General features: G+C 58.1%; 21 protein-coding genes. 6 read left to right on the forward strand and 15 right to left on the reverse strand.

Annotated elements, in window-relative coordinates; genetic code table 11:
* Positions 1–12: 12 nt before the first annotated feature.
* From tsaE to chvI, 8 genes are all read right to left on the reverse strand, one after another.
* Complete coding sequence (tsaE, locus tag G6L97_RS12255) at positions 13–1,518, reverse strand: tRNA (adenosine(37)-N6)-threonylcarbamoyltransferase complex ATPase subunit type 1 TsaE (protein ID WP_111782507.1); 1,506 nt, start codon at positions 1,516–1,518, stop codon at positions 13–15.
* Positions 1,515–4,097 carry a sensor histidine kinase gene (locus G6L97_RS12260; RefSeq protein WP_111782506.1) on the reverse strand — a complete coding sequence of 861 codons (2,583 nt, stop codon included), beginning with the start codon at positions 4,095–4,097 and terminating at the stop codon, positions 1,515–1,517. The genes tsaE and G6L97_RS12260 overlap by 4 nt, the downstream gene beginning before the upstream one ends.
* A gap of 208 nt (positions 4,098–4,305) precedes the next feature.
* A complete protein-coding gene (gene ahcY / locus G6L97_RS12265; protein ID WP_174002936.1) occupies positions 4,306–5,706 on the reverse strand; it encodes an adenosylhomocysteinase in 1,401 nt (466 codons plus the stop codon).
* A gap of 129 nt (positions 5,707–5,835) precedes the next feature.
* Entirely contained in the window at positions 5,836–6,111 is a 276-nt protein-coding gene (locus tag G6L97_RS12270; RefSeq protein ID WP_003516321.1) for an HPr family phosphocarrier protein, read from the reverse strand.
* A 12-nt stretch (positions 6,112–6,123) separates the two neighbouring features.
* Entirely contained in the window at positions 6,124–6,525 is a 402-nt protein-coding gene (locus G6L97_RS12275) for a PTS sugar transporter subunit IIA (RefSeq protein WP_003516318.1), read from the reverse strand.
* 125 nt (positions 6,526–6,650) lie between these two features.
* Entirely contained in the window at positions 6,651–7,115 is a 465-nt protein-coding gene (locus tag G6L97_RS12280; RefSeq protein ID WP_013635193.1) for an HPr kinase/phosphorylase, read from the reverse strand.
* Positions 7,105–8,895: a two-component system sensor histidine kinase ChvG gene (chvG, locus tag G6L97_RS12285; protein WP_013635194.1), complete on the reverse strand. Its 1,791-nt coding sequence runs from the start codon at positions 8,893–8,895 to the stop codon at positions 7,105–7,107. The genes G6L97_RS12280 and chvG overlap by 11 nt, the downstream gene beginning before the upstream one ends.
* Before the next feature lie 52 nt (positions 8,896–8,947).
* A complete protein-coding gene (gene chvI / locus G6L97_RS12290; RefSeq protein WP_003516307.1) occupies positions 8,948–9,676 on the reverse strand; it encodes a two-component system response regulator ChvI in 729 nt (242 codons plus the stop codon).
* 339 nt (positions 9,677–10,015) lie between these two features.
* On the opposite strand from chvI, the gene G6L97_RS12295 reads away from it, so the two are divergent.
* From G6L97_RS12295 to lysM, 3 genes are all read left to right on the forward strand, one after another.
* Positions 10,016–11,626 (forward strand): phosphoenolpyruvate carboxykinase, encoded by a 1,611-nt coding sequence (locus G6L97_RS12295; RefSeq protein WP_003516305.1) that lies wholly within the window; start codon positions 10,016–10,018, stop codon positions 11,624–11,626.
* A gap of 112 nt (positions 11,627–11,738) precedes the next feature.
* Positions 11,739–12,173: an alternative ribosome rescue aminoacyl-tRNA hydrolase ArfB gene (gene arfB / locus G6L97_RS12300; protein ID WP_019565930.1), complete on the forward strand. Its 435-nt coding sequence runs from the start codon at positions 11,739–11,741 to the stop codon at positions 12,171–12,173.
* An 86-nt stretch (positions 12,174–12,259) separates the two neighbouring features.
* Positions 12,260–12,709, forward strand: a complete 450-nt coding sequence (gene lysM / locus G6L97_RS12305; protein WP_003516300.1) for a peptidoglycan-binding protein LysM — start codon at positions 12,260–12,262, stop codon at positions 12,707–12,709.
* Positions 12,710–12,757: 48 nt separating this feature from the next.
* Here lysM and coaA read toward each other — a convergent pair whose 3' ends face one another.
* From coaA to hisB, 7 genes are read right to left on the reverse strand one after another with little or no spacing between them, the layout of a single operon-like run.
* On the reverse strand, positions 12,758–13,759 hold the full coding sequence (gene coaA, locus G6L97_RS12310) for a type I pantothenate kinase (RefSeq protein WP_019565929.1): 1,002 nt from the start codon (positions 13,757–13,759) through the stop codon (positions 12,758–12,760).
* Positions 13,756–14,079, reverse strand: coding sequence for a phosphoribosyl-ATP diphosphatase (locus G6L97_RS12315; RefSeq protein ID WP_003516295.1), 324 nt, complete (start codon positions 14,077–14,079; stop codon positions 13,756–13,758). Before G6L97_RS12315 ends, coaA begins: the two co-directional genes overlap by 4 nt.
* Before the next feature lie 16 nt (positions 14,080–14,095).
* Positions 14,096–14,872 (reverse strand): imidazole glycerol phosphate synthase subunit HisF, encoded by a 777-nt coding sequence (gene hisF / locus G6L97_RS12320; protein ID WP_003516294.1) that lies wholly within the window; start codon positions 14,870–14,872, stop codon positions 14,096–14,098.
* Positions 14,869–15,612 carry a 1-(5-phosphoribosyl)-5-[(5-phosphoribosylamino)methylideneamino]imidazole-4-carboxamide isomerase gene (gene hisA / locus G6L97_RS12325; protein ID WP_111782503.1) on the reverse strand — a complete coding sequence of 248 codons (744 nt, stop codon included), beginning with the start codon at positions 15,610–15,612 and terminating at the stop codon, positions 14,869–14,871. Before hisA ends, hisF begins: the two co-directional genes overlap by 4 nt.
* Before the next feature lies 1 nt (position 15,613).
* The gene (hisH, locus tag G6L97_RS12330; RefSeq protein WP_111782502.1) at positions 15,614–16,264 is read right to left on the reverse strand and encodes an imidazole glycerol phosphate synthase subunit HisH; all 651 of its coding nucleotides are present in this window, start codon (positions 16,262–16,264) and stop codon (positions 15,614–15,616) included.
* Between the two features lies 1 nt (position 16,265).
* On the reverse strand, positions 16,266–16,760 hold the full coding sequence (locus G6L97_RS12335; protein ID WP_111788674.1) for a DUF2628 domain-containing protein: 495 nt from the start codon (positions 16,758–16,760) through the stop codon (positions 16,266–16,268).
* Positions 16,761–16,783: 23 nt separating this feature from the next.
* The gene (gene hisB, locus G6L97_RS12340) at positions 16,784–17,380 is read right to left on the reverse strand and encodes an imidazoleglycerol-phosphate dehydratase HisB (RefSeq protein ID WP_003516285.1); all 597 of its coding nucleotides are present in this window, start codon (positions 17,378–17,380) and stop codon (positions 16,784–16,786) included.
* A gap of 203 nt (positions 17,381–17,583) precedes the next feature.
* On the opposite strand from hisB, the gene hslV reads away from it, so the two are divergent.
* From hslV to G6L97_RS12355, 3 genes are all read left to right on the forward strand, one after another.
* The gene (hslV, locus tag G6L97_RS12345; protein WP_003516283.1) at positions 17,584–18,108 is read left to right on the forward strand and encodes an ATP-dependent protease subunit HslV; all 525 of its coding nucleotides are present in this window, start codon (positions 17,584–17,586) and stop codon (positions 18,106–18,108) included.
* Between the two features lie 87 nt (positions 18,109–18,195).
* Entirely contained in the window at positions 18,196–19,503 is a 1,308-nt protein-coding gene (hslU, locus tag G6L97_RS12350) for an ATP-dependent protease ATPase subunit HslU (RefSeq protein WP_174002938.1), read from the forward strand.
* 188 nt (positions 19,504–19,691) lie between these two features.
* Positions 19,692–20,657, forward strand: a complete 966-nt coding sequence (locus G6L97_RS12355) for a DUF1402 family protein (protein ID WP_111782500.1) — start codon at positions 19,692–19,694, stop codon at positions 20,655–20,657.
* Positions 20,658–20,703: the final 46 nt, after the last annotated feature.

Raw genomic sequence — 20,703 nt, forward strand, 5'->3', positions numbered from 1 at the left:
GTCTTTCAGTCTTTAAAATTCCATGCCCATATGGACGCACCAGTCTTTGAGCGGTGCAAGTTCGGGATGCGAAAGCGCTGCGGAAAGATAGCGAAACGTCCTTGGCATATGTTTCATATAACCGGGTTTGCCATCGCGTTCCAACAGCCTTACCCAGATACCGGCCAGTTTGCAGTTGCGCTGCGCCGACATGATGGCGAAAGCCTTGAGAAAGGACGCCTCATCGAAGGACGGCTCGTCTCGTCTAATGTCGAGATAGTGCGAAAGCAGGCGTTCCTGCAGTTCGGGCGAAATGGTAACCCGCGCATCCTGCACGATGGAGGCGAGATCGTAGGCCGTCGGGCCGATCATCGCGTCTTGAAAATCGATCAGTCCGACTTGCCGGATGCCTGCATTATGCTCTTGCCAGAGAATGTTGGGCGAATGGAAATCGCGCAGAAGTAGCCCGCTTTCGCAGCCACTGAGCGCGTCTATCAGGCCGTCCCAGAGAGCATAATAGTCACGCTTCTCGGTATCGGACAGTGATTTGCCGCGTTTGTGGGGCAGATACCATTCCACCAGCAGCGACACCTCGATCTTCATCGCCGGTCGATCGAAAGGAGGCACTTCGTAGGTGCTGCCGTCACCGACCAGCAGCTTGCGCGGTGCCGGAGATTTGTGAAGGGCGGCGAGGCAGGCGACGCTTTGCAGATAACGTTCCTCTATCGGCGTTCCGTCAAGCGCAAGCACCCCATCCCGCCCGAGGTCCTCCAGGAGGAGAATGCCCTGATCGGTATCCGCCGCCAGTATTTCAGGCGCGCAAAAGCCGCTATTTCGCAGATAATTGCCGATCGCCACGAAGGAACGGGCATCCTGGGCAAGATGGGCGATTTCCGCATAGGTCTTGCCATCAGCAACGATCGCACCTCTCAAAGGGCGTCGCCAGTCCATCAGGATAAGGTCCGGACCATCGGTGGAAATGATCTCATAGGCGCGTGTGGAAGCATCGCCGCTTAGGAAATGGCGGGTCGCATCGCCCTTGCCATTTTTCGCAAGAAAATCGCGAATGGCAAAAACGCGCTCAAGCCGTGCTTTCTGTTTCGCGGGAGCATCGATTACAGCCCGACGCCCGTCACCGGAGTGCTCCAGCCGCAGGCTGATGGTCTGGTTTGGCGGTAGGATGTCGGCGGCAATATCAGGCCACTCGATCAGGCAGATACCGTCTTCCAGCATCTCGTCGATGCCGAGTTCGTCCAGTTCCGAGACGTCAGACAGTCGGTACAGATCAAGATGGGCAACGGGAATACGTGTTGGATAGGTCTGGATGATCGTGAATGTGGGGCTTGGAACTTCAAGATCAGGTGCATCCGCCATCGCCCGGATGAAGGCGCGGGCGAGAGTGGATTTGCCCGCGCCGAGATCTCCGATCAGCGCGAGGCAATCGCCAGCTCCCAAAGCCAGCGCCAGATCTTCGCCTAACCGGATGGTGTCCTTCTCCCCATTAAGGGAAAGGGTGATCGGCAGGATATCGTCACTCATTCTGCGGCGATGGAATGCGGGTGCACGCCCGAAGGAATGCGGCAGGTGACGATGGTGCCGTTGCCGGGCCGGCTGTCGATGCTGACAGTGCCGTGATGGAGGCTGACGAAGCTTTCCACTATAGAAAGGCCAAGGCCAGCGCCGGTCCGCCGTCCGCCGTTGCCGCGCGTCTCGAAGCGGTCAAACACGGCCTTGAGCATGTCTTCGGGGATACCCGGTCCCTTGTCTGCCACCGAGAACAGGAAGTCACCCTCGCTGCGCTGGCATGAAAGCTGAACGGAAGACCCTTCCGGCGCAAAATTGATTGCATTGGTGAGGAGCTTGATGAGGATCTGCTTCAGGCGCTGGTGATCCGCCACCAGACTACCGAGATGCGCGGGTGCGACGATCTCGAGCGAAATACCGCTTTCCTGTAGCCGGTCGGCAATCTGCACCGAAACGTCATCGAGCAATTCGTTGAGATCGTTTTCCGAATAGTTCAGCTGCATGATGCCAGCATCGACGGTCGCGAGATCGAGGATGTCGTTGACGATGGTCAGAAGAACCGAGGAAGAGGTGGAAATATGGTCGAGATATTCTGCCTGCCGGTCCGTCAATTCTCCAATACCCGGGGTCTTCAGGAGATCGGTGAAGCCAATGATATTGGTCAGCGGCGAGCGCAACTCATAAGAGACGTGCTGCACGAAATCGTTCTTCAGCTCGTCGGCCTTGAGCAGTGCGTCGTTCTTTTCCTTGAGCGCCCGCTCGGCCCGCACGCTGTCAGTCATGTTGACGAATGTCAGCATGGTCTGCGCATCCGGCAGCGGAATAATGGCGTAGTCTAAGACGAGGCCGGAGAGTAGCTCCAGCGTTCCCTGCCTCGACGGGCGTTCATCGTCAAAGCTGGTGATGAACTGGCTGAAAGAGCGCCAGCCATCCGGCTTGTCGTAGGATTGCGTGCAGGCGGCCTCAACGGCGCGGATGTGGGTTCCAGTTTCCGCCTGCTCGGCGGTAACGCCCCAGAGGGCCCTGAATGCCGGGTTGGAAAGGCGAATACGTCCGTCCGCACCAAACACTGCAACACCTTCGGCCAGATGGTCGATGGTTTCGCCCTGCACCTTCACCAAGGTGTTGTAACGCATCTGCAGATCGACCTGTTCGGTCAGGTTCTCGAAGACCCATGTCGCGCCACCCTGCGGGTGGGCGGTCGCGATAACCCGCAACGTCTGGCCGTTGGGCAGGTGCCACAGATCGGTCTTGGTATCGAGAGAGCGGTAAACGGAGAGTGCCGTCTCTTTCCAGTTTTTCCAGTTCAGCTGCTCGGGCAATTTGCCGGCGGTGCGCAGCCTGTCGAGAATCTCGGAATTATCGGGGCCGGATTCCAGGAAAACCAGATCGAATCCCCACAGGCTGGCAAAGGCCTGATTGTAGAATTGCAGCCGCTGCCGGCCGTCGAAAATGGCGACGGGCGTTGCGAGATGATCCAGCGTTTCGGCGTGGCTTTTCAGAACCCGTTTCATTTCCTCGCGGGTGGTTTCCGCTTCGGTAGCATCGATGGCGATGCCTGCAGAACCGCCCGCCGTCTTGATATCGACAACGTCGAAGAAGGTACGGTTTCCGGAAACCACCGTCGAAATGCGATCGTGATAGGGGGAACTCGGCGTAGCGGCCGCACGTATCTTCTGCCGGGTAACGGTGTTCAGAAGCTCGCGTTTCTCCTGAATGGTCTGTTCGGCATCGCGCGCATCCACAGCGTGCGCATAGGCGTGGTTCACCCATATGAGTTCGCCTTCGCCATTGCGCCGCCAGACGGGCTGTTCGATCGAATCGAGAAGTTCCTGAAAGGTGGAGACCGAGGCGATCAGGCGCTCGCGCTCCACCTGCAATTCGGCCAGTTCGGCGCGCAGGTTGTTGAGGGCGACGAACCGCGCGAAGGCATTGCCGCCGGAAACCCGGCCTTGAACTTCAATGACTTCGCCGCGCTGCGTTTCGATGGTCAGATCGAAACTCTGTGCGTGGCTGCGAAGTTTTTCGAGGGATTTTTCAAGCTGGCTCGCGGATGATGGCTTCAGCCAGCGCCCGAAGGCCAGAAAATCGTGATCCGCCTGCGGTGCGCCCGTCTCTACGGGCAGTTGCCCCAGGAATTCGGGGCGCTTGTCCACGCCGTCCCAGATGACGATGCGCCGGCTCTTGTCGGAGATAAGCGCCTCGTATTTCGCGATCTTGTGGTGGGATTCTGCCAGCGCCTTGCGGTATTCACCGCTCTCCGCCTCGATATTACCGCGTTGGCGCACCAGCCAGACGACGGAAAATAGCGTGGCCGAAAGCATGCCGACAAAAAGCGAATAGGTGATGGTTTCTCCGGATGAAAACAGCCGCGCGCCGGTCTTTGCGACAAGACCGTCCTGCGCCAGCGCCACATTTGCAGAGCCGGCGAGAACCGTGCCGGACATCAGGACGGGAAGCCGCGAAAATCTTGTCCGCACAGCACTGATCGCCAGCCGGCAACGCGCCATGGCCGCGCCCAATGCCACGCCAGCATGCGTGTTTTCAACGCGTTGAACTGTCTGCTCGCGCAGATCCGAATTGTGAACCGTCATCCCCGGTCTGTCTCCGTCCTATGTGCCGCATCTTCGACAAGACATCCCATTTCGTCCCCGCCGCCCTATGGCGTGTCCGAATCAAGTTCGATGACAATACCGTCTTCATAAATCTGCGGAAAGGGAGCGCGCAAAAAAGATGCCGTGCGCTTTGTCAAGCGCACGGCATCTACATATTGTGTAATTTCAGTGGATATTAACTATGAAATTAATATCTGTAGTGTTCTGCCTTGAACGGACCCTGCTTCGAGATGCCGATATAATCAGCCTGAAGGTCGGAAAGTTCGGTCAGGCGCACGCCAAGCTTCTCGAGATGAAGGCGTGCAACCTTTTCGTCGAGGTGCTTCGGCAGCACGTAGACTTCGTTCTTGTATTCACCCGGCTTGGTGAAAAGCTCGATCTGGCCCAGCACCTGGTTGGTGAACGACGCCGACATGACGAACGAAGGGTGACCTGTGGCATTGCCAAGGTTCAGCAGGCGGCCTTCGGACAGCAGGATGATGCGGTTGCCCTTCGGGAACTCGATCATGTCGACCTGCGGCTTGATGTTTGTCCACTTGAGGTTACGCAACGAAGCGACCTGAATTTCATTGTCGAAATGGCCGATATTGCCGACGATGGCCATGTCCTTCATCTCGCGCATGTGCTCGATGCGGATAACGTCCTTGTTGCCGGTGGTGGTGATGAAGATGTCAGCGGAAGACACAACGTCTTCCAGGCGAACGACCTCGAAACCGTCCATGGCGGCCTGAAGCGCGCAGATCGGGTCGATTTCCGTGACCTTCACGCGGGCGCCAGCGCCCTGCAGCGAGGCGGCGGAACCCTTGCCGACATCGCCGTAACCGCAGACCACGGCAACCTTGCCAGCCATCATCACGTCGGTTGCGCGGCGAATGCCGTCTACCAGCGATTCCTTGCAGCCGTATTTGTTGTCGAACTTGGACTTGGTGACGCTGTCGTTAACGTTGATGGCCGGGAAGGGCAGGAGGCCCTTCTTGGCAAGATCGTAGAGACGATGAACGCCTGTCGTCGTTTCTTCCGTCACGCCCTTCAGCGCGTCACGCTGCTTGGTGAACCAGCCGGGGCAAGCCTTGAGGCGCTTGTTGATCTGCGCGAAAAGAATTTCCTCTTCTTCCGAACCGGGGTTGGAAAGAACGTCCTCACCGGCTTCGGCGCGCGCGCCGAGCAGAATGTACATTGTGGCATCGCCGCCATCGTCGAGGATCATGTTGGAGAGGCCGCCATCGGTCCACTGGAAGATCTTGTCGGTATATTCCCAATATTCCGTCAGGCTCTCACCCTTGACCGCGAAAACAGGAATGCCGGCCGCTGCAATGGCTGCTGCGGCATGGTCCTGCGTCGAGAAGATGTTGCAGGACGCCCAGCGAATGTCCGCGCCCAGTTCCTTCAGCGTCTCGATCAGAACGCCGGTCTGGATCGTCATGTGAAGAGAACCGGTGATACGTGCGCCCTTCAGGGGCTTGCTCTCGCCGAATTCCTTGCGGCAGGACATAAGGCCAGGCATTTCGGTTTCGGCGATGTCCAGTTCCTTGCGGCCGAATGCGGCAAGGTTGATATCGGCGATGATGTAGTCCTTCTCAAGGCTCATGAAGTTCTCCAGATCAGAAATGCCATGCCTATTGGCCCGGCTTTTAAACGTAGCAGCGGTTTAGCAGGCCAAAAACGATCTGGCAATAACGATATAAAGAAGTCTTTATGTCTTTATATGGGGGCGGGGTCAGGCTTCTTCGCCGAAGCGGTCCGCAACAAGTGCCTCAAGTGCGGCGAGCGCCTCTTCCGCCTGGTTGCCGCTCGCCTCGACATAGACACTGCATCCCGGGCTGGCCGCCAGCATCATCAGACCCATGATGGAGGTGCCGCCAACGGTCATTCCGTCCTTCGACACCGTAATCGTCGCGTCGAAACCCTCGACCATCTGCACGAATTTTGCAGATGCCCGGGCGTGGAGACCGCGCTTGTTGATGATCGGCAATTCCCGGGAGTGAGGCGACATGGGGCTGACTTCTTATTTGCCGCTTAAAACGCGGCTGGCGACGTTGATGTATTTGCGACCGGCGTCGGATGCGTCCTGGAGCGCCTTGTCCATGTTGTCTTCGCTGCGAACGCCTGCGAGTTTTATCAGCATGGGAAGATTGACCCCGGCGATGACTTCGACATTGCCGTTGTTCATGACGGAGATGGCGAGATTGGACGGTGTGCCACCGAACATATCCGTCAGAATAATGACGCCATTTCCATCATTGACGCGCGTAACGGCGTCGATGATATCCTGCCGGCGCTGATCCATGTCGTCTTCGGGACCGATACAAACCGTCTCGATCAATTTCTGGGGACCGACGACATGCTCCAACGCATGGCGAAACTCCTCAGCCAGCTTGCCATGGGTGACAAGCACTAGTCCGATCATGAAATGCTCCCTTGCACACGCACTCTCATTGCCGACTATCGCAACGCGGCAATCCTGTCCATCGGTGGGATTTCATCTTGATGAGGAAAATGCGAATCGCAAGCCTAAAATCGCCTGAATCATGGTCACTTCACGTTCGTTTTAAAAAGATTTTGAGCAAGTGCAGCAAATTTTCCATAGGGCGTAAGACTGGAAAGCGGAATACGCAGAAGCGGAAGATGCCCGCCGCAGGGCAGCAACAACACCTCGTCATCTTCCGGAAGTCTTGGATTTTCCGGTGAAAGAACTGTCGTAACGGCGAAATTTAGTCCGGCGCTCGGGACGCTGTTGACGTTAACGATGCCGCTGCCGCGCAATTCCAGTAGTCCGGCTATTGCCTCCGGCCGCTCGGCGATAATGTTTTCGCCGTCGCGATACACGAAAATCTGATCATCCGCGATCAGTGCCGCCGGCAATCCGCACCGTTGCGCCTCCGTCAGAAAGCTGAAAGCAAGCTCGCTTTTGCCGCTGCCGGAAGGTCCGGTGAAAAGAATGCCGGTGTTGTCGACGACAATGGCGGTTGCGTGCAGGTTGAAGCGTTCAGCGTTCATGGGTTTCGGCCGCCGGCAGCGACAGGGTGAAGCGCGCGCCTGATATCACGCCGTATTTGTCGACGACATTTTCTGCCCTGAGGCTGCCGCCATGGGCTTCGGCGATCTGGCGGCTGATGGAAAGGCCAAGGCCGGAATTCTGGCCGAAACCTTCGCTTGCCGGTCGATCGGTGTAGAAGCGCTCGAAAATCCGGTCGATATCCTCGGCCTGAATGCCGGGGCCATTGTCTTCCACCTGCACGATGCAGCGGTCCTTGTGACGGGAAAGGCGCACGGTGATGCGGCCGCTTTCCTCGGAAACGAAAGAGCGTGCATTCTCGATCAGGTTGGTGACAATCTGCCCGATGCGAAGATCGTGACCGTTCACGACGAAGGAGGTTTTGGCTCCCGCCTTCCGGTCGGCGACATAGTCGATCGCCACGCTCTTTTTCTTTGTGCTGATCTGGCGGGAGATATCCACCAGACCCTTCATAAGAACGTCGAGATCCAGCGGCGATGCATCGACGCGCGCCAGTTCGGCATCGAGCCGCGAGGCATCCGAAATATCGCTGATCAGGCGGTCGAGGCGGCGGACATCGTGGAAGATGATCTCGGTCAACCGCTGTTTGGACTCCTCCGTCTTGGCACGCGGCAACGTTTCCACGGCGCTGCGCAGCGAAGTCAGCGGGTTCTTGAGCTCGTGGCTGACATCGGCGGCGAAACTTTCGATTGCGTCGATACGGTCGTAAAGCGCCGTCGTCATTTCACGAAGCGCTATGGAAAGGTTGCCGATTTCATCCTGACGCGCCGAAAAGTCCGGTATTTCTTCACGGGTTCTGGCCCCGCGACGCACGCGGATCGCAGCCGCCGAAAGCCGCCGGAGCGGCGTGGCGATGGTGGATGACAACAAAAGGGAAAGTACGATGTTGACGAGTGTGGCGATGCCGAACACGCGCATGATGGCAAGGCGCTCCGCATGCACGATCTTGTCGATATCGCCGGCCTGCGTGGACAGGAGCAGAACCCCGAGCACGGCCCGGAAGCGCTGCACCGGCACGGCGACCGAAACGATCAGCTCACCCTTTTCCGTAACGCGAACGACTGCGCCGCGCACGCCGGTCAGCGCATTCATCACCTCCGGATAGATCGAGCCGTCGCCACCTGGCGCTTCCTTGTATTGCGGCAGGCTGCTCGGTTGCAGCATGCGGTTGAACATGCTGGTGAACCATTCACCCCAGGTCTGGGTTTCCGGCGTCACCGGCGGCAGATCGAAGCGCAGGACCTGGCCGCGTGAATAGAGATGGCGGGAATCGAGAAGCAGGTTGGCATCGGCATCGAAAAGCCGAGCGCGGGTCCGTGTCGGCGAAATCAGCCGGCGCAGCACCGGCGCCACCCGTTCCGGATTGATCGGGAAACTCAAGTCCTCGTCATTGGGGGCGGGCGTGATGCTTTGCCCCGCCTGCAATTCCAGCAGCTTTTCCGGATTGATGGTGATGGAGTTGGTATCCACCGAGGCGGAGGCCGAGATGGCACCGGCGATGATCTCGCCCTGCGTCAAAAGGCTTTCCACCCGCGCATCGATCAGCCCCTCGCGGAACTGGTTGAGGTAGAGAATGCCACCGACCAGAACGACCGTCGCGGCCACGTTGAAGAAGAGGATGCGGCGCGTGAGGCTGGAAAACACAGCATTGCCAAAAATGCGTCGGACGATCGTCAGTGGATGGATACGATGGCGGCGTTCGCTGCCGCGATCTTCGGCATCGTCACTGTCCGAGACGGTTTCCGGCGTTTTCTTCAACAAGTCTATGTCCTCGCCACCACAATTCCGGTGGTCTCTCCCGATTGCGGCTCGTTCAAGCCGCTTCGCGGAAGCGATATCCTACGCCATAAAGCGTTTCAATCATATCGAAGTCACCATCGACCAGTTTGAACTTCTTGCGAAGCCGCTTGATGTGGCTGTCGATCGTGCGGTCGTCAACATAGACCTGTTCGTCGTAGGCCGCATCCATCAGCGCGTCGCGGCTTTTCACCACGCCTGGCCGCTGTGCAAGCGAATGCAGGATAAGGAATTCGGTAACGGTCAGCGTCACCGGCTCGCCCTTCCAGGTGCAGGTGTGGCGTTCCTGATCCATGGCCAGCTGGCCGCGTTCGAGCGTGCGCGCCTGTTGATCAGCCGTCGGCTTCAGCGTGCTGCCGCCGGTCGCAGCGGAAGCCTCGCGGCTGCTGGCGCGGCGCAGGATGGCCTTGACGCGTTCCACCAGAAGGCGCTGCGAGAAGGGTTTTGTGATGAAATCGTCAGCACCCATCTTCAGGCCGAACAATTCGTCGATCTCTTCATCCTTGGAGGTCAGGAAGATAACCGGTATATCCGATTTCTGGCGAAGACGCCGCAAAAGCTCCATGCCGTCCATGCGCGGCATCTTGATGTCGAAAATGGCGAGCTGCGGCGGACGGGCAATCAGTCCGTCAAGCGCGGAGGCGCCGTCCGTATACGTTTCGACCCGGTAGCCTTCGGCTTCGAGCGCGATCGATACCGAAGTGAGAATATTCCGGTCGTCGTCGACAAGCGCGATCGTCTGCATGTAGTTGGTCTCCATCGTCATTTTCTCGTAACTCCCGACATCCACCCAGCCAAGGTTGCGCGCCGCGAGCCACTCTCATGAGTATAAAGGTGGAACAAATTGTGGCAAAGGAAAACTCACAACCAAATCGCCTGGTGTGACTAGGCCAATTCCGGGAAAACGCCGCAGCTGGATTCTAATGCGTCTTCAACCGATTTAAAAAGAAATAAAATCTTTTAAATCGATTAATATATTGAAATCACTAAGTTATTTAAAGTTTCACTCTTGCGTTTCTAAAAGCCGCCACGTATTTTCCGTGAAAATTTCAACGGCCTTATCGTCATTTACAAGGAACGCGTCATGAACGAGCTTGGGGTTCATAATCCTGCCAATGGAGTTGCGGAACTCGGACTGGGCGAGGCCTCCCGCGTCTTTTATAACCTCAACGAAAGCGAATTGTACGAAGAGGCGATCCGCAACGGCGAAGCCGAGCTGACGGCGGATGGCGCACTTCGTGCCGTTACCGGTCAGCATACGGGCCGTTCTCCGAAGGACAAATTCGTCGTCCGCGACGCTTCCACCGAAGACACTATCTGGTGGGACAACAACAAGCCGCTGTCGCCGGAAAACTTCGAGCTGCTGCGTCAGGACATGCTTGCGCACGCCGCCGGCAAGACGCTCTATGTTCAGGACCTGATCGGCGGTGCCGATGAGGAAAACGCCCTGTCGACCCGTGTCGTCACTGAGCTTGCCTGGCATTCGCTGTTCATCCGCAACCTGCTCATCCGCCCGAAGCGGGAGAAACTGGCAGGCTTCAAACAGAAGCTGACCATCATCAATCTGCCGAGCTTCAAGGCTGATCCGGCGCGTCACGGCGTCCGTTCGGAAACCGTCATCGCCTGCGATCTCACCAATGGTCTCGTCCTTATCGGCGGTACCTCCTATGCCGGTGAAAACAAGAAGTCGGTCTTCACGGTGCTGAACTACCTGCTGCCGGCCAAGGGCGTCATGCCGATGCATTGCTCGGCCAATGTCGGTCCCGAGGGTGATTCCGCCGTGTTCTTCGGCCTGTCCGGCACCGGCAAGACCACGCTGTCGGCTGATCCGTCGCGCACGCTGATCGGCGACGATGAGCACGGCTGGGGCGAACACGGCATCTTCAATTTCGAAGGCGGCTGCTACGCCAAGGCGATCAAGCTGTCGGCCGAAGCCGAGCCGGAAATCTATGCCGCGACCCGCCGTTTCGGCACCGTTCTCGAAAACGTCGTGCTGGACGAAAACCGTGTTCCGGATTTCAACGACAACTCGCTGACGGAAAACACCCGCAGTGCCTATCCGCTGCACTTCATTCCGAATGCATCGGAAACGGGCATTGCCGGTCATCCGAAGACGATCATCATGCTGACTGCGGATGCCTTCGGCGTGCTGCCGCCCATTGCCCGGCTGACGCCGGAACAGGCCATGTACCACTTCCTTTCCGGCTACACGGCAAAGGTTGCCGGCACGGAAAAGGGCGTGACTGAGCCAGAAGCTACATTCTCCACCTGCTTCGGCGCACCCTTCATGCCGCGCCACCCGGCGGAATACGGCAACCTGCTGCGTGAGCTGATCGGCAAGCATGGCGTGGACTGCTGGCTGGTCAACACCGGCTGGACCGGCGGTGCTTACGGCATCGGCAAGCGTATGCCCATCAAGGCGACCCGCGCGCTTCTGACGGCAGCCCTCACCGGCGAGCTGAAGGGTGCCGAATTCCGCACCGATGCGAATTTCGGTTTCGCCGTGCCCCTGTCGCTGGAAGGCGTCGATGCCGCGATCCTCGACCCGCGTTCGACCTGGGCCGACGGCGCAGCTTACGACGCGCAGGCGAAGAAGCTTGTGTCGATGTTCGTTACGAACTTCACCAAGTTCGAAGATCACGTCGACAGCAAGGTGCGCGATGCAGCACCGGGACTGCTGCTCGCGGCAGAATGAATAAGCCTCGTTTATGATGAGGAGGGGAACCCGGCCTTGTGCCGGGTTCTTTCGTTTCGTGCCTTGTTTTCATTTTTCTCGATCTGTGGCATCACCGGCGCGGAGAAAAAACATGGCCAGCGCCCCGCTTTACATCAGCAACCGAATTACCATCGCCGGCTGGGAGCTGACGGAGCAATTCGTGCTTGCCGGCGGGCCGGGTGGCCAGAATGTCAACAAGGTCTCGACGGCGGTTCAGCTGTTTTTCGACATCGCCAATTCTCCCTCCCTGCCGGAACGGGTGAAGGCGAATGCCCTGCGTCTGGGCGGGCGGCGTGTTTCGAAAGAAGGCGTGCTCATGATCGAGGCGAGCCGGTTTCGAAGCCAGGAGCGCAATCGCGAAGACGCGCGTGAACGGCTGAAGGAACTGATTCTTGAAGCGGCAGCGCCGCCGCCGCCGGTGCGCAAGGCTACCAAGCCGACCAAGGGTTCCGTCGAGCGCCGCCTCAAGGCGAAATCCGGCCGGTCGGATGTCAAGAAAATGCGTGGCAAGCCGTCAGGCGACTAGGTCGCAGCTGGATGGCAAAATGTTTCGCACTTGTCATAGACCTCCAGATATCGTCTGGTAGACCTCCTACAACCAAGGAGGGTGCTATGGGTCTGTTCAATTTCATCAAGGAAGCGGGAAAGAAGCTTGGTATCGGTGGAGATGATGCCCCCGATGTCGAAGCCGTCAAAAAAGAACTCGCTTCCCACGATCTCGGCACCGACAAGGTTCAGGTCGAGGTGGTGAACGATAAGGTCGTTCTGAAGGGCGAAGTGGCCGACCAGTCGATTTTCGAAAAGGCAGTCATCGCCGTTGGCAATACGCTCGGCATTTCCAAGGTCGAGGCCGGCGAACTGACGGTGGCAGAAGCGCCGGCGAAGGAACCCGTTTTCTACACGGTCAAGAAGGGCGATAATCTCTGGAAGATCGCTGAGGCCCAGTACGGCAAGGCAAATGGTGGCAAGAACAACATCATCTTCGAAGCCAACAAACCGATGCTGACCCATCCCGATAAAATCTATCCCGGTCAGGTCCTGCGCATTCCTGACCTTGCCTAATAACGGATTTTAACCGCTGCGATGGAGATGCCGCTTTTGCGGCATCTTTCACAACTTGCGAAGCGCCACCGTGTCGATCAGGTGGTTTTTGCCCTTGCGCAGGATAAGATCGGCGCGTGGACGCGTGGGCACGATGTTCTGGCGCAGGTTCTTCAGGTTGATGTTCTGCCAGAGGCCCTCGGCAATGCTGAGCGCCGCCTCTTCGCTGATCGACGCATAGCGATTGAAGAATGAATTCGGGTCTCGGAAGGCGGTTTGTCGCAGATTCATGAACCGGTTCACATACCAGTTGTGAATGAAGTCCTCATCCGCATCGATGTAGATCGAGAAATCGAAGAAGTCGGAAACGATCGGCACTATCCGCCCGCCCGCCGGCAGGTCGCGTGATTGCAGCACGTTGATGCCTTCGAAGATGAGGATATCCGGCTGGTCGATGACAGTGAATTCGTTGGGCAGCACGTCATAGGTCAGATGCGAGTAGCGTGGCGCCTTCACATTCGGCTGGCCCGCCTTGATCGCCGAGAGGAAACGCAGCAGCGCACCGATGTCGTAGCTTTCCGGAAAGCCCTTGCGCTCCATCAGGTTTTCGCGCCGCAGCACCTCGTTCGGGTAAAGAAACCCGTCGGTGGTGATGAGATCGACCTTCGGGCTGGAAGGCCAGCGGGCCAGAAGCTCCTTCAAAATACGCGCCGTTGTCGATTTTCCAACCGCCACCGACCCGGCAATGCCGATGACGAAGGGCGTCTTGTTGACATCCGCCATGTTCAGGAAGCGGTTGCGCTGTTCGAACAGCAGCTGCGATGCTTCCACATGCGATGACAGCAGGCGCGACAGCGACAGATAGATACGCCGCACTTCGTCCAGATCAATCGGGTCGTCCAGCGAACGCAGTCTTTTGACCTCGTCGGCGGAAAGGGTGAGTGGTGTGTCGGCGCGAAACTTTGCCCATTCTTCCGAGCTGAAGAAGTGATAGGGCGAATATTCATCCGGGCGGAAATGATCGAGTGTGCTCGGCATGCCTCTCTCCCCGCTGCCTGCCTTCACATTCATGATGTCGGCCTCGCTGCCTTTTCCGCAAGTCCGGTCTGTCCGGTCCGGCGCTCCAGCTCCGCAAAGACGTCGGCAAGGGGAATGTCGGCGATCTTCAACACCACCAGCAGGTGATAAAGCAGATCGGCGGCTTCGTTTTTCAGCCCGTCGCGGTCTTTCGCGATGGCGGCGATCACGGCCTCAACAGCCTCTTCGCCCAGTTTTTTCGCCGCACGTTCCTGGCCCGCCGCAACAAGTTTGGCCGTCCAGGATTCATCGGGAGAGGCGGCGGCGCGTGTCGCGACGATGCGTTCCAGATCGGAAAGGGAAAATGCGCTCATGGAAAGGTTCCTGCAATCAGTCGAGACGCATGGCGATGCCATGCTCGGCCATGTAGCTCTTGGCTTGCCCGATCGAATAGGTGCCGAAGTGGAAAATGGAAGCGGCAAGCACTGCGGTCGCATGGCCATCGCGAACGCCGGCTACCAGATCATCCAGCGTTCCGACGCCACCCGAGGCGATGACGGGCACGCGAACCTGATCGGCAATGCTGCGTGTCAGGCCGATATCGTATCCGCTTTTGGTGCCATCGCGGTCCATCGAGGTGACGAGCAATTCGCCGGCACCGCGTTCGACCATCTTGATGGCAAATTCCACGGCGTCGATTCCGGTTGGCTGACGTCCGCCATGCGTGAAGATTTCCCAGCGCCCGTCTTCCCCGTCCTTCGAAACCCGTTTGGCGTCGATGGAGACGACGATACACTGGTTGCCGAATTTGTCGGCAGCCTGCGCGACGAAATCAGGATCTTTCACCGCTGCGGAATTGATGGAGACCTTGTCTGCACCGCAGAGAAGCAGCTTGCGGATGTCAGCCACGGCGCGGACGCCGCCGCCCACGGTCAGCGGCATGAAGCAATGGTCGGCCGTGCGCGATACCACGTCAAAAATAGTGTCGCGATTGTCGGACGAGGCGGTAATGTCGAGGAAGCAGAGTTCGTCCGCTCCCGCCGCATCATAGGCCTTCGCCGCCTCGACTGGGTCGCCGGCGTCGATAAGATCGACGAAGTTCACACCCTTGACGACTCGGCCGTCTTTTACATCGAGGCAGGGAATAACGCGGGCTTTGAGGGTCATGCGCTTACCTCCTTGGCAGCCTTGATGAGGGCGAGCGCCTCGGCAGGATCGATGCGCCCGTCATAAAGCGCGCGGCCTGAAATTGCGCCCTCTAGCTTTGCGGCATCCGGCTGCAACATGCGCTTGATGTCGTCGATGGAGGCAAGGCCGCCGGAGGCGATGACGGGGATCGACACGGCATCTGCCAGTTCGAGTGTAGAGGCCCAGTTGATGCCAGCCAGAATGCCGTCGCGATCGATATCGGTGTAGATGATGGCGGCAACGCCGGCACCTTCGAAACGTTTGGCAAGTTCGATGACGCCCAGTTCTGAGGCTTCCGCCCAGCCCTCAACAGCAACCTTGCCGCCTTTGGCGTCGATGCCGACAGCGACCTGACCGGGGAAACGCTTGCAGGCTTCGATAACCAGAACGGGATCGCGCACCGCCACGGTGCCGAGAATGACGCGGGCAAGCCCACGGCTGAGCCACGCCTCAATATGATCGAGAGTGCGGATGCCGCCGCCAAGCTGCACCGGGTTTGTCGTGGCCTTGAGAATGGCATCGACCGCTTCGCCATTCACCGTCTGGCCAGCGAAGGCGCCGTTAAGATCGACGACATGCAGCCACTCGAAGCCTTGGTCCTCGAAGGACTTCGCCTGCGCGCCGGGGTCCGTATTGTAAACGGTTGCCTGCTCCATATCGCCGAGTTTCAGGCGAACGCACTGGCCGTCTTTAAGATCGATTGCGGGAAAAAGAATCATGTCAGGGCTTCCAGCGCAGGAAATTGGAAATCAGGGCGAGGCCGAGCGTCTGGCTTTTTTCCGGGTGGAACTGCGCGCCAGCCATATTGTCGCGACCAACGAAAGCCGTCATCGCGCCACCGTAATTGGTGGTGGCGATGACATCCGCCGGATGTTTCGCCGCCAGATGATAGGAATGCACGAAATAGGCATGCAAGCCGTCAGCGCCGGTTTTGATACCGTCGAACAGGGGATGCTGATGCCGGATTTCCAGCGTATTCCAGCCAATCTGCGGGATTTTAAGCGCCGGATCGGAGGGCGTCATTTCAATGACATCGCCTTCGATCCAGCCAAGCCCCGTGCTGACAGTCTTTTCGAGACCGCGCGAAGACATCAGCTGCATTCCGACGCAGATGCCGAGGAAGGGATGAGCTTTTTTCTCGACGGCTTCGATAAGCGCCTCATGCATGCCGGGCACAGCTTCGAGACCGGCGCGGCAATCGGCATAGGCGCCGACGCCTGGCAGGACGATGCGGTCCGCAGATGCGACGTGATCCGGCTTATCGGTCAGGTCAATGGTTGCATTAATGCCGGCTTCGCGGGCGGCGCGCTCGAAAGCCTTGGTGGCCGAACGCAGGTTGCCAGAACCGTAGTCGATGATCGCGACGCGCATGTCAGCGCCTTCCATTCAAGTCGAAAAGAAACGATCCGGAGGGATCGTTGACGAAGTTTTTGTCACCGCTCTTCTGCGGCGAGGGGGTCCATACCGGCTGCGACAGCTGTCCCGACGGCTCGGTATTTTCGGAAAGATCGGAGAAATATATCTCTTCGGCACTCGAAAGATCAGGGGCGGAAATGACCGAGGTCATCTTCCAGCCCTTGCCTATCAGGTGCCGGACGAGAAAATCGCGCCCCTCCAGTGCAGTCATGAGGGCAATGGCGACGCTGCACAAAATGCCCACCGGTTCGAATCCGGGTAACATTGATGCCCAACCGGCCAGAACAAGAACTGCAAATACGACGATCGCGGCCAGCCACAGCCGGTTTACGGCCAGCCACAGCCAGGGCGCAATAAGTGCCAGCCAGACGAAACGGTCTGCTATGAAGCGGGTCGTCTTGTGGTCCCTGTCCGGCCCGTTGGGGGCTTCCAGAACGAGATAGCTTGTCATGGGCTTCCTGACAGCTTTGGCGGTCAGGCCAGCATGCCCTTTGTCGAGGGAACGCGGCCTGCCTGCCGGGGGTCGATCTCGGTTGCCGCGCGAAGAACGCGGGCAACGGCCTTGAAGCATGTTTCGGCGATATGATGGTTGTTGGCGCCGTAATGGTTCAGGATATGCAGCGTGATGCCGGCATTCTGGGCCAGCGCCTGAAAGAATTCGCGCACAAGCTCGGTGTCGAATGTGCCGATCTTCGGCGCGGAGAAGTTGACATTCCACACAAGGAAGGGACGGCCGGAAATATCCACGGCAGCCTTGGTCATCGTCTCATCCATGGCAAGATCGAGCGAGGCGTAGCGGGTAATGCCGCGCCTGTCACCCAACGCCTTCGCGATGGCCTGGCCGATGGCGATGCCGGTATCTTCCACCGTATGGTGATCATCGATATGCAGGTCACCTTGAACCTCGATATCCATGTCGATCAGCGAATGGCGGCTCAGCTGGTCCAGCATATGATCGAAAAATCCCACCCCGGTGGAAATTGTCGACTTGCCGGTGCCGTCGATATCCACGCGCACCGAAACCGAGGTTTCGTTGGTCTTGCGGATAATCTCGCCTTTACGTTCTGCCATCTTTGGCCGCTCCGTGAAAATGTCGCCGTTCCTTATCAGCACGAGACATAAATATCCAGTTGTTCCATCGTCTTGCATGATCTGCGAAAAACAGTGCAGTGCGGGCAGGATTTGCAATCGTGAAAAGCAAACTTACATAGATGCCGAGAAGGGCCGGATGCCGGCCCGTTAACCGCAGGCCCGGTAGGGCAGACAGGTGTTTGATGACAACGATTATTACAGTCAGGAAGGGCGGCAAGGTCGTCATGGCTGGCGATGGTCAGGTAAGTCTTGGCCAGACCGTCATGAAGGGCAATGCCCGCAAGGTTCGACGCATTGGCAAGGGTGAAGTGATTGCCGGGTTTGCCGGCGCAACGGCGGATGCCTTCACGCTGCTCGACCGTCTCGAAAAGAAACTTGAGCAATATCCCGGTCAGCTCATGCGCGCAGCCGTAGAGCTTGCAAAGGACTGGCGCACGGATAAATATCTGCGCAACCTCGAAGCCATGATGCTGGTGGCCGACAAATCCACGACACTCGCCATCACCGGTAATGGTGACGTGCTGGAACCCGAACATGGCGCGATCGCCATCGGCTCCGGCGGCAACTACGCCTTTGCGGCTGCCCGCGCCATGATGGATACGGACAAGTCGGCAGAGGAGGTGGCGCGCAAGTCGCTCGATATCGCCGCCGATATCTGCGTTTACACCAACCATAACCTCGTCATCGAAACCCTCGACGCCGAGTAAGCATATTTCTCACCCCCATTTCTCACCCAAGGGTCCTGTGGGCCGGGCCAGAATGGCCGGCCGGAACAGGAAAGCCGAGAGGACAGAATGACCACTTTTTCTCCCCGGGAAATTGTCTCGGAACTGGATCGCCACATCATCGGCCAGCATGATGCGAAACGTGCGGTCGCGATTGCGCTGCGCAACCGTTGGCGTCGCCAGCAGCTCGATGAGAGCCTGCGCGACGAAGTGATGCCGAAAAACATCCTGATGATCGGACCGACCGGTGTCGGCAAGACGGAGATTTCCCGCCGTCTCGCCAAGCTTGCCGGCGCGCCCTTCATCAAGGTCGAAGCGACCAAATTTACCGAAGTCGGTTATGTCGGTCGCGATGTCGAGCAGATCATCCGCGATCTGGTCGAGATCGGCATTGGCCTCGTGCGTGAAAAGAAGCGCGCGGAAGTACAGGCCAAGGCGCATCAGAGCGCCGAAGAGCGGGTGCTCGACGCACTGGTCGGATCGACCGCGTCACCCGCGACACGTGAGAGCTTCCGCAAGAAGCTGCGCGACGGCGAGCTGGACGACAAGGAAATCGACATCGAAGTGGCCGACAGCGGTTCGGGAATGCCCGGCTTTGAAATCCCTGGCATGCCGGGCGCCAATATCGGCGTTCTCAACCTGTCGGAAATGTTCGGCAAGGCGATGGGCGGACGTACCAAGAAGGTGCGCACCACCGTCTCGAAATCCTATACCGAGCTCGTTCGCGACGAATCCGACAAGCTGCTCGATAATGACATGATCCAGCGTGAAGCGGTGAAGTCGGTGGAAAATGACGGCATCGTCTTCCTCGATGAGATCGACAAGATTGCCGCCCGCGACGGCGGCATGGGTGCCGGCGTCTCGCGTGAAGGCGTGCAGCGCGATCTTCTGCCGCTCGTTGAAGGCACGACCGTCTCGACCAAATACGGGCCGGTGAAAACCGACCACGTTCTGTTCATCGCTTCCGGCGCGTTCCATGTGGCAAAGCCGTCCGACCTTCTGCCGGAGCTTCAGGGCCGCCTGCCGATCCGTGTCGAGCTGAAGCCGCTGACGAAGGAGGACTTTCGCCGTATCCTGACCGAGACGGAAGCAAGCCTCATCCGCCAGTACAAGGCGCTGATGGCGACGGAAGAACTCGATCTCGACTTCACGGACGATGCGATCGACGCTCTGGCCGACGTGGCTGTTCATCTCAACTCGTCGGTCGAGAATATCGGTGCGCGCCGCCTGCAGACGGTGATGGAGCGTGTTCTCGACGAGATTTCCTTCAACGCACCCGATCGTGGTGGCTCTGCCGTCAAGATCGATCAGGAATATGTCAAAAAGCACGTCGGCGATCTTGCCGCCGATACGGATTTGTCCCGCTATATTCTCTGAATATCTTGGAGAGCAAAGACACGAGAGTGCGGCCACATTTGCCGCACTCTTTTATTTTACGGCCTTGTCTCGCATTCAGCCCCCTTTTTGTTTATGGGAAAGGCTGCATTCCGGTTGGAACCGCTTTATGGAATGGTCCGGTTTTCTCTTGGTTCGGGAGAGGTCGGCTTGAGAAAAGGCATTCGCTCGTGCGCAAAACTCTTCTGGCATTTGCCGCCGCTTTGACGTTCACCGTCGTCTCGTCTTCTTATGCCGAGGCCGCGACGGTCGTCCCGCCTGGCAATCGCAATGCCGAACAGCCGGGCATTCCGGGGGCTTCCGCACGTCGAACCAAGGGTTCCAATACGTCTTTCGAGCGTAAATACCAGAAGGTGATCGACCTCCTGTCTTCCGACAAGGCACTGATCGGCAAGATCAAGTCTACCGCCGGGCGCTACGGTATCGATCCGATCCACATGATCGGGGCGATTGTCGGCGAGCATACCTATAACGTCGACGCCTATGACCGCCTGCAATCCTACTACGTCAAGGCCGCCTCCTATGCCGGCAGCAGCTTCCGTTTCGGCTACAAGGACGAAACCATCGCGCAGTTTCTGACGCATTCGCAATTCGCCAGGTGCCAGTCGAAAAAGGATTCCTATAGCCTTTGGAACTGTCGGGAAGACGTCTGGGACGACAGCTTCCGCGGCAAGACGGTAGATGGCGTTGACTATCCGAACAATCGTTTCAGCGCTGTATTTTTCCAGCCCTTTTATGCCGGACAGACCTTCGGTCTCGGCCAGATCAATCCGCTCACGGCATTGATGTTGTCCGACATGGTGTCGAAAACCTCAGGTTATGAGAAGCTCGACGAAAACGATGCGACCGCCGTTTATACCGCGATCATGGACCCGGATCGCTCGCTCGCCTTCATGGCAGCTTCCATCCGCAAATCGATCGACGACTACAGGTCGATTGCCGACATGGATGTTTCCAAAAATCCTGGTGTAACGTCCACGCTTTATAATGTCGGCGGATCCGCGCAGCGCGCAGCCGCTCTCGCCCAGAAAAATCGTCAGCGCGCCGCAGGTGGAGAACAGCCGCTTTTGCCGGAAGAAAACTATTACGGCTGGCTGGTGAACGATCGCATCAAGGATTTGCAGGCGCTTTTGTAGAAAAAGACGATTATCGTCGGCATTCTTTCCAAAACGGAAATAATAT

The sequence above is a fragment of the Agrobacterium tumefaciens genome (assembly GCF_013318015.2).
GTDB classification, from domain to species: domain Bacteria; phylum Pseudomonadota; class Alphaproteobacteria; order Rhizobiales; family Rhizobiaceae; genus Agrobacterium; species Agrobacterium tumefaciens.